Source organism: Kushneria pakistanensis (assembly GCF_014652795.1).
In the GTDB taxonomy this organism is placed as follows: domain Bacteria; phylum Pseudomonadota; class Gammaproteobacteria; order Pseudomonadales; family Halomonadaceae; genus Kushneria; species Kushneria pakistanensis.
Window position 1 is genome coordinate 743,525 of the sequence record NZ_BMZM01000001.1, and the last position, 13,614, is coordinate 757,138.

The 13,614-nt window shown below is 57.8% G+C and carries 10 protein-coding genes; 8 read left to right on the top strand and 2 right to left on the bottom strand.

Features of this window, described 5'->3' with window-relative positions; all coding sequences use genetic code 11:
* Positions 1-22 precede the first annotated feature (22 nt).
* Together IE123_RS03335 and IE123_RS03340 are read right to left on the bottom strand one after the other, a co-directional pair.
* A complete protein-coding gene (locus tag IE123_RS03335; protein ID WP_189515058.1) occupies positions 23-1,126 on the bottom strand; it encodes a YcjF family protein in 1,104 nt (367 codons plus the stop codon).
* On the bottom strand, positions 1,123-2,523 hold the full coding sequence (locus tag IE123_RS03340) for a YcjX family GTP-binding protein (protein WP_189515059.1): 1,401 nt from the start codon (positions 2,521-2,523) through the stop codon (positions 1,123-1,125). The genes IE123_RS03335 and IE123_RS03340 overlap by 4 nt, the downstream gene beginning before the upstream one ends.
* 197 nt (positions 2,524-2,720) lie before the next feature.
* Between IE123_RS03340 and IE123_RS03345 the strand changes: the two genes are divergently transcribed.
* The 8 genes from IE123_RS03345 (at position 2,721) to IE123_RS03380 (ending at position 13,612) form a co-directional block, all read left to right on the top strand.
* Positions 2,721-2,978, top strand: a complete 258-nt coding sequence (locus IE123_RS03345; protein WP_090130525.1) for a GlsB/YeaQ/YmgE family stress response membrane protein — start codon at positions 2,721-2,723, stop codon at positions 2,976-2,978.
* 245 nt (positions 2,979-3,223) lie between these two features.
* Complete coding sequence (locus IE123_RS03350) at positions 3,224-4,699, top strand: catalase (RefSeq protein ID WP_189515061.1); 1,476 nt, start codon at positions 3,224-3,226, stop codon at positions 4,697-4,699.
* Between the two features lie 335 nt (positions 4,700-5,034).
* Positions 5,035-7,179 carry a catalase HPII gene (katE, locus tag IE123_RS03355; protein WP_189515063.1) on the top strand — a complete coding sequence of 715 codons (2,145 nt, stop codon included), beginning with the start codon at positions 5,035-5,037 and terminating at the stop codon, positions 7,177-7,179.
* A 210-nt stretch (positions 7,180-7,389) separates the two neighbouring features.
* Positions 7,390-8,682 (top strand): acyltransferase family protein, encoded by a 1,293-nt coding sequence (locus IE123_RS03360; RefSeq protein ID WP_189515066.1) that lies wholly within the window; start codon positions 7,390-7,392, stop codon positions 8,680-8,682.
* A gap of 76 nt (positions 8,683-8,758) precedes the next feature.
* A complete protein-coding gene (locus IE123_RS03365; protein WP_189515068.1) occupies positions 8,759-11,029 on the top strand; it encodes a YbeU/YbeR family protein in 2,271 nt (756 codons plus the stop codon).
* Positions 11,030-11,340: 311 nt separating this feature from the next.
* A complete protein-coding gene (locus tag IE123_RS03370; protein ID WP_189515070.1) occupies positions 11,341-11,847 on the top strand; it encodes an NlpC/P60 family protein in 507 nt (168 codons plus the stop codon).
* Between the two features lie 433 nt (positions 11,848-12,280).
* Positions 12,281-12,859 (top strand): class I SAM-dependent methyltransferase, encoded by a 579-nt coding sequence (locus IE123_RS03375; RefSeq protein WP_189515072.1) that lies wholly within the window; start codon positions 12,281-12,283, stop codon positions 12,857-12,859.
* An 84-nt stretch (positions 12,860-12,943) separates the two neighbouring features.
* Entirely contained in the window at positions 12,944-13,612 is a 669-nt protein-coding gene (locus IE123_RS03380; RefSeq protein WP_189515073.1) for a hypothetical protein, read from the top strand.
* Positions 13,613-13,614: the final 2 nt, after the last annotated feature.

Sequence of the window (13,614 nt, forward strand, 5' to 3'; positions counted from 1 at the left end):
AGAACGTCTGAGGCGACAGACCTCAGACGTTGTCCGCTCTTCCCTTGCCCGCCTTGCCGTCATCGACCCGCTTCATTTGCTGCCAGAGCTGGCGGCGCAGATCGGAAAGCTTCGGTGCCCGGTCATCTTCAAAGGGCAGAGGACGCAGCATTTTCAGGGTGCGAATGCCCAGTCTTGCGGTCAGCAGGCCACTGGCCATGCCCTGGCCGGCGCGGCTGGACAGGCGGCTGGCCAGATTCATCGACAGAAGGTCCATGCTGACTTCGGTGGCCAGTTCACTGGCACCGGCGAACGCCATGTTGGCCAGCACAGCACGAAACAGGCGCAGGCGACTGGCATAACCCAGCTCCAGACCATAGAGCGCGGCCAGACGGTCGATCATGCGCAGATTGCGCCAGGCCATCAGGCCCATATCGATCAACGTCACGGGACTGATGGCCACCAGCAAAGCCGTTTCGCTCGACATGCGGGTGATCAGCCGGCGGGCGCTGGCATCACGCGGCGCCAGCACATAGTGACCGAAGAGGTCACGGGTCTCGCGGGCATTGTGGTGCGCCTGATGCGCCTGCAAGAAGTCCTGCCAGTGCGGGTCGCGGTTCCCCAGTCCCATCTGCTGGCGAAGGCGATCGCATAGCGCCTTCATGCGATCGCCATCCATCTGCGTATCCATGATGCGGGTGTCGATGTCCTCGCGCAGGCGTGCGTGTCGGCGCAGCCGCTTGAGGCGAAAGAGTTCTTTGGTCAGGGAAGTGCCGGCCAGCGTGACAACACCCAGCCCCAGCACACTCCAGGCACCGCTGACCCAGTCACCACCGAACCAGGCATTCTGGAAGGTCTCGACGGCCTGAACCCCACCCATGATCAGCGTGCCCGCCAGAACGCTTAGAAGCCCCCAGCGACGCTTTTTAGGCTTTGCCAATGCGTGATCCAGGGCACTGTCGATCTGCTCGGGCGGCGCTTCCTCTTCCAGTGGGTGATGTACGCTATCGAGCTGATAACGCGCACCGGGGGCCGGGTCTACCGGCACAAAGTGCTGTTCGAAGGCAGGAGCTTCAGGCGCCGTTGTCTTCTTGGCAGTGGCATCATCCTGAACATCAAAGCGCCTGCCGGGACGTGGGTCATTCATCGCAGCTTGTCTCCCAGTAGCCAGTCCAGCGCGCTATCCATGCGAATATGGGGCAGGGCTTCGCCCGAGGTCTGAGGTGCCGGCCTGAAGGCCGTAAAGTCAAATCCCTGACGCTGCCAGAAATCGGCATCCGGCAGACGCGGGGGCACTTCACCGGGAAACATCAGTACTTCTTCACCCGATTGTGTCGTGCCCTTGAGCGCTGGATGACGCTTGCCTTCATGCTCGACCGTGCGTGCCTGGGTGGCGCGAATGGCGGCCAGTGATAACGATTTGACCGGAATATCGGCGTAACGCAGATCCCGCAGCGGTTCGGCCATCAGGGCCTGCACCAGGGACAGCAGGTTGTCATGCTGTTCGGGGGTGACGTGATCGGCCTTGGTGGCAGCAATTGCCAGCCGGTCAATGCGCGGATTGAAAAGCCGTGACAGCAGGCTTCGGCTGCCGTAGTCAAAGCTTTGCATCAACGTGGCGATGGCGTGGCGCAGGTCATCGAAGACATCGGGCCCGGCATTGAGGGCGGAGAGCACATCGACCAATACGATTTGACGATCAAAACGGCGAAAGTGCTGACGGTAAAAGGGGCCAATCACGGTGCGCTTGTAGTGCTCAAAGCGCCGCGCGAGTGTCTGATAGTTACTGTCAGCCGGCAGCTCGGCCAGTGCTGCCGGGTCGCCCAGCTGTTCCAGCGGCCACGGGAAGAACTGCAGTACCGGCGCGCCATCAAGTTCCCCGGGCAGTAGAAAACGCCCCGGCTGCACCCATGTGTAGCCACCTTCATTGCGCGCGGTGTTAAGCGAGCGGGCATATTCGGCGCTGATGTCGGCCAGTTGTTGCTCATCGGCCGTGCCGGCCGGGTCCAGGGCACTGACCTGGTTTAGAAAACCTTCGGCAAAGCGACGTCGGCGCCCCGTGAGCTGGGCACTGAGCGCTTCACACCATTGATGATAGCTCTGACGCAGCATGGGCAGGTCCAGCAGCCACTCACCGGGGTAGTCGATCAGATCCAGGGTCAGGGTGCGCTGCTCGCCCAGGAAATGGCGGCTGTTGGTGCGACTCTTGTAGCGGATCAGTAGACGAAGCTCGCTGATGCCGCGGGTCGCAGGGGGCCAGGCTGGCGGCGTTCCCTCAAGGGCGGCCAGTGCCTGATCGTAGGGAAAGCGGGGCACGGAAAGATCCGGCTGGGTCTGGCGCTGGGCGCCCAGCAGTCTGCCCTCGCGGGCACAGTTCATCATGTCCAGCCGGGCATCCAAGCCTGCATGACGCAGCTGATTGACCAGTGAGGTCAGAAAGGCGGTCTTGCCAGCGCGCGACAGTCCCGTGACCGCCAGGCGCACCTGTCGGTCAAGGCTGCGTTCAAGCCAGTCACCGGCATAACCGGGCAGCGATAGCGGCATGGGTGTCCTTGTTGTCGATCATTGCAGGTCAGTGGCCTCGATTGTAGCGAATTGCATGTCAGACCGCCTGAAAGCAATGGAATTGGTAACATGGCGCACAACGTCTATAGTCTATTCAGCGCTGTACGTTATCTACAGCCTCCCCGGCCGGGGCAAGGGCATAACATTCAAGCAAGGTGGTTATCAGGGAGAAGACCATGAGTATTATTCTTTGGCTGATCATTGGCGGTCTGGCTGGCTGGATTGCCGGCAAGATCATGCGCGGTGGCGGTTTCGGTATTCTGGGCAACATTGTGGTAGGTATCGTGGGTGCCGTACTGGGTGGCGCCATTTTCAGCATGCTGGGTATTGGCTCCAACAATATTATCGGCTCCCTGGTGGTAGCCATTATCGGCTCGGTAATCCTGTTGTGGCTGGTCTCTCTGATCAAGGGCAAGGGTAATGGCAAGGTGTGAACCCTGCGCATGACTCTGCCTTGCGACGCCCGGTTACGCCGGGCGTCGTTGCATTACTGCCTGCTGTCGCAATCCCTTTTCCTTTTTCCTCCCGCGTGACGCCATTTTTGTGCCGGATTACTCCATTTTGTCATGGTCGTCCATACAGTATTGGCAATCGTGAAAATTGGGAAAGGCCATTAAAACTCTGTTACATGATTGTGTAAATTTATTGCCTGTTGAAAAAACATACAGGAAAGCAATCAGTGACCGATTCAGCTCCCATCCGCTATACCACGGCCAACGGCGCGCCCGTCCCCAATGATGACGCCAGTATCACCGCTGGCCGTAATGGGCCGCTGACCTTTGATAACTGGCGTCTGTTTGAAAAGCTTGCGCATTTCAATCGTGAACAGATTCCCGAGCGCGTCGTGCATGCACGCGGCAGTGCGGCCTTTGGCACCTTTCGTCTTACCCGCGATCTCTCGGATCTGACCATTGCTGATTTCCTGCGTGGCATGGATACGCAAACGCCGGTGGCGCTGCGTTTTTCGACCGTGGCTGGTGGTCAGGACTCGGCAGATAACATCCGCGACGTCCGTGGCTTTGCGGTGAAGTTCTATACCCGTGAAGGCAACTTTGATCTGGTCGGTAACAACACGCCGGTCTTTTTCATTCGTGAGCCGAGCAAGTTCCCCGATTTCATTCATACCCAGAAAAAGGATCCGCGTACCAATCTGCCCAGCCAGCAGAACCAGTGGGAGTTCTGGGCCAACCATCCGCAGTCGTTTCATCAGGTGACGATCCTCAAGTCTGACCGCGGCATGCCCTACAGCTATCGCACCATGCACGGCTTTGGTTCGCACACCCTGAGCCTTTACAACGATGCCGGTCAGCGGGTCTGGGTAAAGTGGCACTTCAAGACCAATCAGGGTATTCGCAACATGACGCCTGAAGAGGCGCAGGCGCTGCCGATCAATCACCATCAGGCGGATCTTTTCAGCCACATCGAGCAGGGCGATTTCCCCAGCTGGACAGTCAAGCTGCAGGTGATGACCGAAGAGCAGGCGCGTGACTATCACATCAACCCGTTCGATCTGACCAAGATCTGGCCGCATGCCGACTTCCCGCTGATGGAAATTGGTCAGCTTGAGCTCAATCGCAACCCCGACAACTATTTTGCAGAGGTCGAGCAGCTGGCGTTCAGTCCGTCGAACTTCGTGCCAGGCGTGAGTGCCTCACCCGATCGCGTACTGCAGTCGCGTCTTTGGTCGTATGCCGATGCGCACCGCTATCGTCTGACGGTCAACTATCAACAGATTCCGGTGAACCAGCCGCGCTGCCCGGTCAACAACTACCAGCGCGACGGTTTCATGGCCGGTACCCTGCGTGACAATGGCCAGGGCGGGCAGTACTCGACGACCAACTTCTATCCCAATGACCGTGTGGCCCAGGGCGCACCGGCACCGGACGTGCGCGTAGGCGAGCCGCCGATGCCGCTGGAAGCGGATGCGTGGGTGGGATACTACGACAACACTGATGAAGACAACTTCTCTCAGGCCGGCAACCTGTATCGCCTGTTTGATGAGGGCGAGCGTGATCGTCTGACCAGCACGATCGCTGCCGATCTGACCGAGGTGGATCAGCGTGTTCGCGAACGCATTGTCGCGCAGTGTCATGCTGCCGATCATGATTACGGTGAACGTGTCGAGAACCGTCTCAAGGCACTGCTGGGCGAATAACCGCCATCCAGCAGGCAGGATTAAAAGGCTGTAGGGCATTGCCCGACAGCCTTTTTTACTGCCCATGGTTCGTCAGGGAAAAAGGGCTTACATCAGTAAGCCCTTTTTTATCAGTGGCTTGAGAGAAAACAATTATCAGAACGATCAGGGATTCTCTTTTGGCGTGAGAAAAAAAATACACCTACGCTAATTAACGGCTAGCGGCCAGTAATTCATTTGACCAGTGCCCTGACAATCACTGATCAAGCAGGATGTCGAGCGTTTTCGTGAGAGGCGCCGCCAATGGATAGGCAGGTCGGCCATTGAAGATTGCCGAATTCGATAAGGAGAATACCGTGGCGAACAATCCCTACAGTGCATCCAATACAGATGGTCCGCACGATACCGATTTCAAAACGAGCGAGCAGAGCAAGGACGAGAGCCTTGAGCAGTTCCGCAATGATGCCGAAGGCCATGATCTGCGCACCAACAACGGTGTGCGCATTGCCGACAACCATAACTCGCTGAAGGCCGGTGAGCGTGGTCCGACGCTGATGGAGGATTTCATCTTCCGCGAGAAGATGAACCACTTTGACCATGAGCGTATTCCCGAGCGCATCGTGCATGCCCGTGGTGCTGCCGCTCACGGCGTGTTCGAAGCCTATCCCGAGGCTGAAAAGTACTCAAAGGCGGCTGTTTTCAGATCCGGTCAGCAAACCCCGACCTTTGTGCGCTTTTCTACCGTGCAGGGCTCGCGTGGTTCCAACGACACCGTGCGTGACGTGCGCGGGTTTGCGACCAAGTTTTATACCGAAGAGGGCAACTGGGATCTGGTCGGCAACGACATGCCGGTCTTCTTTATCCAGGATGCCATCAAGTTTCCCGACTTCGTGCATGCCGTAAAGCCCGAGCCGCACAACGAGATTCCGCAGGGACAGTCTGCGCACGATACCTTCTGGGATTTTGTCTCCCTGATGCCGGAGTCGGCACACATGGTGCTCTGGACCATGTCGGATCGCGCCTTCCCGCGTAGTTATCGTTCCATGGAAGGTTTTGGCGTGCATACCTTCCGTCTGGTCGACAAGCAGGGCAAGTCACGTTTTGTGAAGTTTCACTGGAAGCCAATGGCCGGTACCTGGTCCTTGATCTGGGACGAAGCGCAGCTGCTGTGGGGGCGTGATCCGGACTTTAACCGCCGCGAGATGGCTACCGACATCAGCAACGGCGACTACCTCGAGTGGGAACTGGGTGCACAGATCATTGAGGAAGAAGACGAGCACAAGTTCGACTTCGATATTCTGGATGCCACAAAGATCATCCCTGAAGAGCAGGTGCCGGTCACGCCGCTGGGCAAGATGACGCTCAACCGCAATCCGGACAACTACTTCGCTGAAACCGAGCAGGTGGCCTTTAACCCGGGCCATATCGTACCGGGGATCGACTTTACCAACGACCCGCTGCTTCAGGGCCGTCTGTTCTCCTATCTCGATACCCAGATGCTGCGTCTGGGCGGGCCCAACTTCAAGGAAATTCCGATCAACCGTCCGGTCACGCCGGTCCATAACAACCAGCGTGACAGCTTCCATCGCATGACCATCAACAAGGGTCAGGCCTCCTACGAGCCCAACTCGATTGATGATGGCTGGCCGCGTGAAACGCCGCCGGCGGCGGAAAATGGCGGTTTTGAATCGGTCAATGAGCGCGTTGATGCGCACAAGGTTCGCGGTCGCAGCGCTTCCTTTGCCGATCACTACTCGCAGGCCACGCTGTTTTGGAACAGCCAGACAGACGTGGAAAAGGAGCACATCGTTCAGGCGTATGCGTTTGAGCTTTCCAAGGTCGAACGCCCCTGGATCCGTGAACGCATGATCCAGCAGATCCTGCCCAACATTGACCTGGACCTGGCCCGCCGCGTTGGCGAGATTCATGGCATTGAAACGCCCAACGAGAAGCCGGCCTCGGCCGAGGAACTGGGCAAGAGCAGCCAGACCGAGTCGCCCGCGCTGAGCCTGATGGCGCGTCTGCCCGGCAATATCAAATACCGCAAGGTGGCCATTCTGGTCGCAGATGGGGTAGATCTTGATCAGGTCACGGCGCTGCAGTCGAAGCTCAAGGCCGAAGGCGCCCAGGGCATGGTCATTGCGCCGACCATGGCACCGGTCAAGGCGAGCAATGGCAATACCATTACGCCGGACGCCATGCTTAATGGTCTGCCGTCAGTCACGATGGATGCCGTGCTGATCGCCGGCGGTGCCCAGAGTATCGAAACGCTCAAGGCCAGCGGGCAGGGCCGTTACTATCCGCAGGAAGCCTGGAAGCATCTGAAGGTGATTGCCGCAGTTGGAGAAGGCAAGGGCCTGCTGGAAGCGGCCAACATCAAGATGGATGAAGGCGTACTGACCGGTGACAGCGTCGATGCCATCTTTGATGACTTCAAAAAGGCACTGGGGCAGCACCGGGTATGGAGCCGCAACCCGGAGGCCAATACTCAGCCAGCCTGATGATGGCCATTGAGCCTATCGTTTGATGATCAACAACCCCGGCCCTGCCGGGGTTTTTCATATCCGGCGATGGTTAACATAATATGACCATTCGATGTAGACGCATGCTCAAGAGCTGCGTATGTTGCTTGCCAAACCGGCAGCGATCAGTCATCTGCCAAAAGGCATGGCGGGTTTGCCTCGCTTACGTCAGTGCTTTGAGTGAATATCATGGCCTCTTCCAAAGAGCGATTTATTGGACTTGAGTGGCTGAGATTCTTTCTCGGTCTCTATATCGTTATTTTCCATACCCTGCATAACTATCCGTCCATCAGAAGCTGGTCGGGCTATGTCACGGATCTGGGATTTTTCTCGACCAGCACCTTTTTTATCCTGTCAGGCTTTTTGCTGGCGCACGTATATCTCAACGATCAACACGAGATGCGTGAGCCGGCCAAAAGCTTCCTGACCAAGCGTTTTGCCAATCTTTATCCGATTCATATCGGCTCATGCCTTCTGGCCATGGCGGTCTCGGCAGGCGTTGGCTATCTGGCCCTGACGGCGCAGGATGCCGGCACGTCGCTGCGCTTTGTCCTGTATGACGTCAACAATGACACCGGTATTGTCAATCCCGAGGCCCTGCGCCACACCATGGGTGACGTGGAGCTCTGGTTCAATGTCGTGCTCAATGTGTTCATGCTGCACGCATGGAATCCCTACTACCTGACGTTCAATCCGCCGTCCTGGTCCATTTCGGCGCTGTTTTTCTTTTATCTGACCTTTCCCTTCATTGCGCCTCGGCTCATGAAGATCAAAAGGACGCGTCTGGCCCTCCTTGCCACCAACCTGATTTATCTGGTGCCGCCGCTGCTGGTTGTGGCCTTTACGCCCTATGACATGCCGGAAACAGGGATTCTGCATCGCAACCCGATCATTCGACTGCCGGAATTTGTGGCCGGTATTTTGCTATGCGCCTTCTATATGCAGCAGAAAAATGCCGGCAGGCTGCTGGCGCTGCGCGGCAAGCTGGCGCTGGTGTTCTACATTGTGGTGTGCTGTCTGGTGGCCATCTGGCTGCTCGAACAGGGCAGGGCCTGGTACTATCTACTGCATAACGGACTGCTGCTGACCGCCGAAATGGCGCTCATCTATCTATGTGTGCACATCTCCACGCCTGACAGTGCGCGGCTGACGAAATTTGCCGGGCGTCTGGGCGGTGCCTCGCTGCCCATGTTTGCCCTGCATGTGCCGCTTTATGTCATATTTACGCGCAGTGAACAGATCCTGAAGGGCGAGCCTTCCTTGTGTGCTGATAACCTGCGCCTGTGTCTGGCGGCGGCCGGCGAGAGTTCCATATGGCTCTATCCGGTCTATCTGCTGATGACTGTCATCCTTTGTATTCTCTTTCAGGAACAGTTCGTTGTTCGGATACGTCGCTGGATTCTGAGCTGGATGCTGCCCGCCGCCCCGGCCCGCAACAAGACGCATGCCGAGCGAATGGCGGATCCGCAGGAACCCCGCTGAGAAAGAAGGGCGGTCCGGGTTACAATGGGCCGCCCCCCGCGATGGCGTGACCGAATATTTTCCCATGAGGTATTTTTTGAAAGAGAGCCTGCAGAACTGGTGCGCCCAGCGTCTGGCCAGCCATGGCTGGCACCGTGAGGTGCCCCCCCAGCGTGCCATGAGCGTCTCGCGCGCACTTTCTCGCCTGCGCAGCATGGATATCGAGGAGCCCGGCGCGCTGGGCTGGCAGATGGTGGGACGTCTTGATCAGGCGCAGCGTGATGAAGCCGTCACCATGCTGGTACTGGCCTTCAATGCCCAGTGGCTCGATGAACACGCACTGTCACAGTGGTTGAGCTGGCTTCAGGACGCCGACACACAGCCGCCCTGGCCTGATCAGGGAGATAGTGCCATATGGCGTGCTCGCGCCCCCTTTGCTCCCATCATGATCGACACCATGGCGGCAGCTGCGCTGGAGCGCGAGCGCACCGAACATTTCCTGCGCCAGGTCTGGTCTGTACATGAGCGCGATGAGCTGATCCGCATGCTGCTATGGCTGGCGGGTCAGGGGCACCGGCATGGATGGGAGCTTGATCATCTGCGTTTCAGGGCCATGACCACGGCACAGCGCCTGCAATGGCACGCGCGCATGGCGCCACAGGCGACCTATGCTGCCACGCTCGAGGCCTTTGTCGTGCAGGATCAGCCCCGGGATGTGGCCGCATGGGACTGGTTGCGTGTGGTGGATCTGGCCTGGGCCGGGATGGCCATGGGGTGGCTTGATCAGGATGAAGCCAGAGGCTTTGCTGCTCACGGTGTTGATCTTCTCACGCGCCGATATGACAGCTGGCATGAGGTGGCACTGGCCTGGCAGCGTGGCCGCAGTCTGCATGAAGGGCTCGATCTCATGGAGAACTTCACGATTGACTGGCAATTGCTGCTGGAGGCGCCCGACAGTCCATGGCGGCGGCCATTGCATCAGCTGCTTGATGATGATCTTCGTGAACGCTCGCGGGCAATGATCCGCAGGCTTCGCAGCAGCCCACGTCACTGGGCGCTTGCGGTGGCCTCGATCAGGGAATCGGATCTTTTGTATCGTCAGTCAGTACCGCCTGGCGTTGACAGCGAGCAGCGCCGACAGAGTCGGGAATATCTCCATGACGTGCTGGACTGGCGCCCGGAAGAGGGCGTGGCAGGACTATCACGCTTCTGGATGCCGGGTCAGGTGCACCACCTCAATCAGCTGGCATCCGATGCGCTGCATGGGCGGCTACCGGAGGCGGCTACTCCCTTTGGTACGCCGTCGCCCGAACTGCTGGCATATCGCCAGCAGCTGGCAAGCTGCGCCTCGGTTTCTGCCACGATCATCATGGCTGAAAAATACGCCTTTCATCTTCAGATGTTTGAAAACGCCGACCATGGAGAAAGCGAGCTGCTGGCGCGTTATTACACAAGACTGGCGGCGACCCTGGATCGTCACTATCTCTGTGTGGATACCATGCTGGAAGCCTGGGTGCGATGGGAGCAAACCCTGCCCGAGGACAGCACGCAGGAGTCTCTGGTCGAGGATATTGAATGGCATCGTCATGATCCCGGTAGCCCTTTTCACTGGCTGACTGCTCCTGTCGGGTTTCAAAGGGAGCCGGGCAGGCGGCCTTCGCTGTCGCGCTTTACTGCACTGTCATTGTCAGGGCCGCTCAATACTGTCCTGTGGGGTGAGCCTGAAAGGCAGTATGGCGTGCAGGCCACCGAAATTCGTGAATGGCTTGATAGCCATTACGGGCTTGGGGGAACAGCGGCGCTGATACGCTTTCTCGACTTTCTGGTCGAAGCCGGTGACCGCCAGGAGTACCTGATCAACTACGCCCCCTACACGCTGAATCAACGACGCCTCCAGCAGGAAATTGCCGTGCTCGAGTCCGCTGATTGCAGCGAGGATGAAAGGGTGCACCTGGAAAGATTGCGTCGCGTGCTGAAAAACGATCATCAATGTAACGATATCGATATGGCGGCGTGGGATATCGCACAGCTGGTGGACCTTGCTGCCGCGGGGCGTCAGCTGGGCTGGCTGAGCGCGGACAAGCTCCATTACTATCTGGATCAGGCCCTGGTGCTGGCATCCCGGCACTACAGCGACTGGTGGGCCTACGGAAAGGGAATGCTGGCAGGCTACAGTTTTTTCATGGTGGATACGCCCGAACGAGACCATTTTCTGGCCGAGTTCAATCAAGCCATGACAGCCTGGCAAACGGGGCTGCCGCCGCTGGCAGGCAGCTGGGCCAGCCTCGATTTTCCGGGTGCTCAGGCGCGCCGCTGGCCGCCCCTGCATGCCGATACACTACCGGGCGATGCCCGCGTGCTGCACTAACGCAACGTCAGGTAGTGAAGGGTATCTTTTTGTTACCTTTGAATGACTTTCGATTAATACTTTGGTCATAACAAGAGTGGTTTGATTAATTTTTAATACTCGCCACGCTTGATCAAATTCCTTAACATCCTGAAGGCGTTGTGTTCGACGCCTCGACTTCAACTGTTACCTGCCAATTTCAGGATGCTTCCAGTGTTTGATCAACAAAAAGGGCCGTATGCATGCGGCGAATAATCATTGGTAGTCTGGTATGTCTTGCGTTGGGAGGGTGTGCGGCTTCGCAACCCGGTTCACAGGATGGTGCTCAGGACATGGCGATGCTTTCGCTTTCGACGATGAAAACGTCGAAAGCGAAAGCAGGCAGAAATACTCGCTCGGCATCGGAATATGACTATACCTCTCCCGAGAATGCCTACCCGGTTGATATCGAGGCGACCCTGATGGCCGAATACGATACCTGGCAGGGGACACCCTACAGGTTCGGCGGCGAGAGCAGCAGCGGTATCGACTGCTCGGCACTGGTACAACAGATCTTTCGGGACAGCTTCAACTTTGATCTGCCGCGAACCACGGCCGGCCAGGTGCTGATCGGCCGCCGCATCGACAAGACGTCGCTCAAGGCCGGTGATCTGGTCTTTTTCAGGCCCTGGCGCGGTGATCGCCATGTTGGCATCTATGTCGGCGATGGCCGCTTCATGCATGCCTCAAGCTCGCGCGGTGTCAAGATTTCCCGGCTGGATAACCCCTACTGGAGCCGCCACTACTGGCAGTCGCGTCGAACGCTGGACACCAACGCACTTGCCATGCGTACCCCCTGACAAACACGCTGTCTCAAGACCTGAACATCAGAATGGGCCGATATTGTAACAATATCGGCCCGTTTTCATGCTGGTCTGTCCCCCTGATCACGATGGCAGCACGCGCTTGCCCGTGGGCTTCTTTTTATATTGCTAACGCCTGATGATTCGCGTTCGGCCACTTTGGCGCACTTTTTTTGGTGACTGTTGATTTGCCATTTCTTGTACAATACATGTAGAAATGTTGTACGATTGAATGAGCAAGCGGCTGGCAGGATGCCGGCCTGAATGTTGACTTCAGGATTTGTCAGGTATGGATACCCAATATTTCCGGTCTTCAGCGCACTCCGCTGAAACAATTCCCCCCTCGTTGGCTGCGGCCGCGCTTGATGGCGTGTCGCCGTCTCGCTCGGCATGCGAGCTATCGCATGGTCATGGAATATCACTTCTGGATATGGCGCCTCATCATCGTGTGCTGGACATGTATGGCTCCAGTCAGGCGCGCATGCATTTGATGGCCAGTGAACTTGATGAACGAGGCGAGCTGGTCGCCAATATCATGGGCGCGCTTTCACTGGAAAGTGTTGGCCTTCGGCAAACACCCGACAATGTGATCATGACGCGGCTTGGCGATGATCGGCTGTCCCGGGAAGAGATGGGGTCCTTTGATCGCGTGCTGTTGGATATTCCAGCCCTGATCGGGCGGCATCTGACGGCGCGGCAGCGTTCCGAACGGCTTGTGTCACTGCTTCTTCGCGCTATCGAGCTATGCCGTGACGGTGGCCGTGTGGTGTACATGACCCATGATCATCTGGCGCAGAACAATGAAATGGTGATCGATCAGGTAATCAATGATGCCCACAAGGGCATTGCCCTTCGCGGTATCGCGCTTGCCGATATCGTCAGCAGTCCGGGTAATACCGCCTGCAGCGGCCAGCAGCTGGATCCCAGGATTGCCAGAACCCTTCACGTCAATGACAGCACGGGCAGCGATCATCGTTTCCTGGCGGTTTTCGAGTGCGGCCATTCGTAAATCTGACACTGTCAGAAAATACCGGCATCGACGTCGACACAACCCATCACTACAATGATGTCTCTCATGCTGCCGGTGCCGAGGATGTCTCACCTGACCTTTCGCTTGCGCCGTGCCTGCAGCATTGCCATGGCATGGACGGCGCATCAGCTTGTCGTCTGGCGTATCTCGCCGGCCGGACTTGCCCTTGTAGCCACCGCGCTGGCGCTGGCCACAGTGCCACTGTTGTATGTGCATCAACATCTGCTGGCAGTGCTGTCTGTCATTCTGTACCGACTGCTGAGCATGCTGTCCGGCTGGGTCTCCAGAGCGCTGGGGCATCATGGCGACCGACAGCGCTATCTGCGCCCCTTCATGGAAATGATCCTCATGCTTTCAGTCATGGGCGGGCTGTCGCTTTATTCGCCCGAACGGCTTTTCTGGCCGGCCTTCACCCTGATCATTGTGGTGTTTGTGCTTGACCTTGAAAGACGACTGGCCGGGCAGTTTCAAAAGGCCGGGGAGATTGGCACAACATCGGGAACTATCGGGCGTCTGGTGGATACCGCGACGGGCAGGGCAGGGCGCACCATTGTTCTGATGGCAGCCTGTTACTGGTCTGGGGCCTTTTTCTGGAGCGGATTCACCTTTGCAGGTATTTGCCTGCTGGCGCTGCTCTGGCGGTTGGTCGCCAATTATCGGCAGCTGGGCGTGCGATCAGGGCAGGCCGTGTCGACGATGTCTGTCAGGCAGACCGCCTCTGGCATGATCTGACA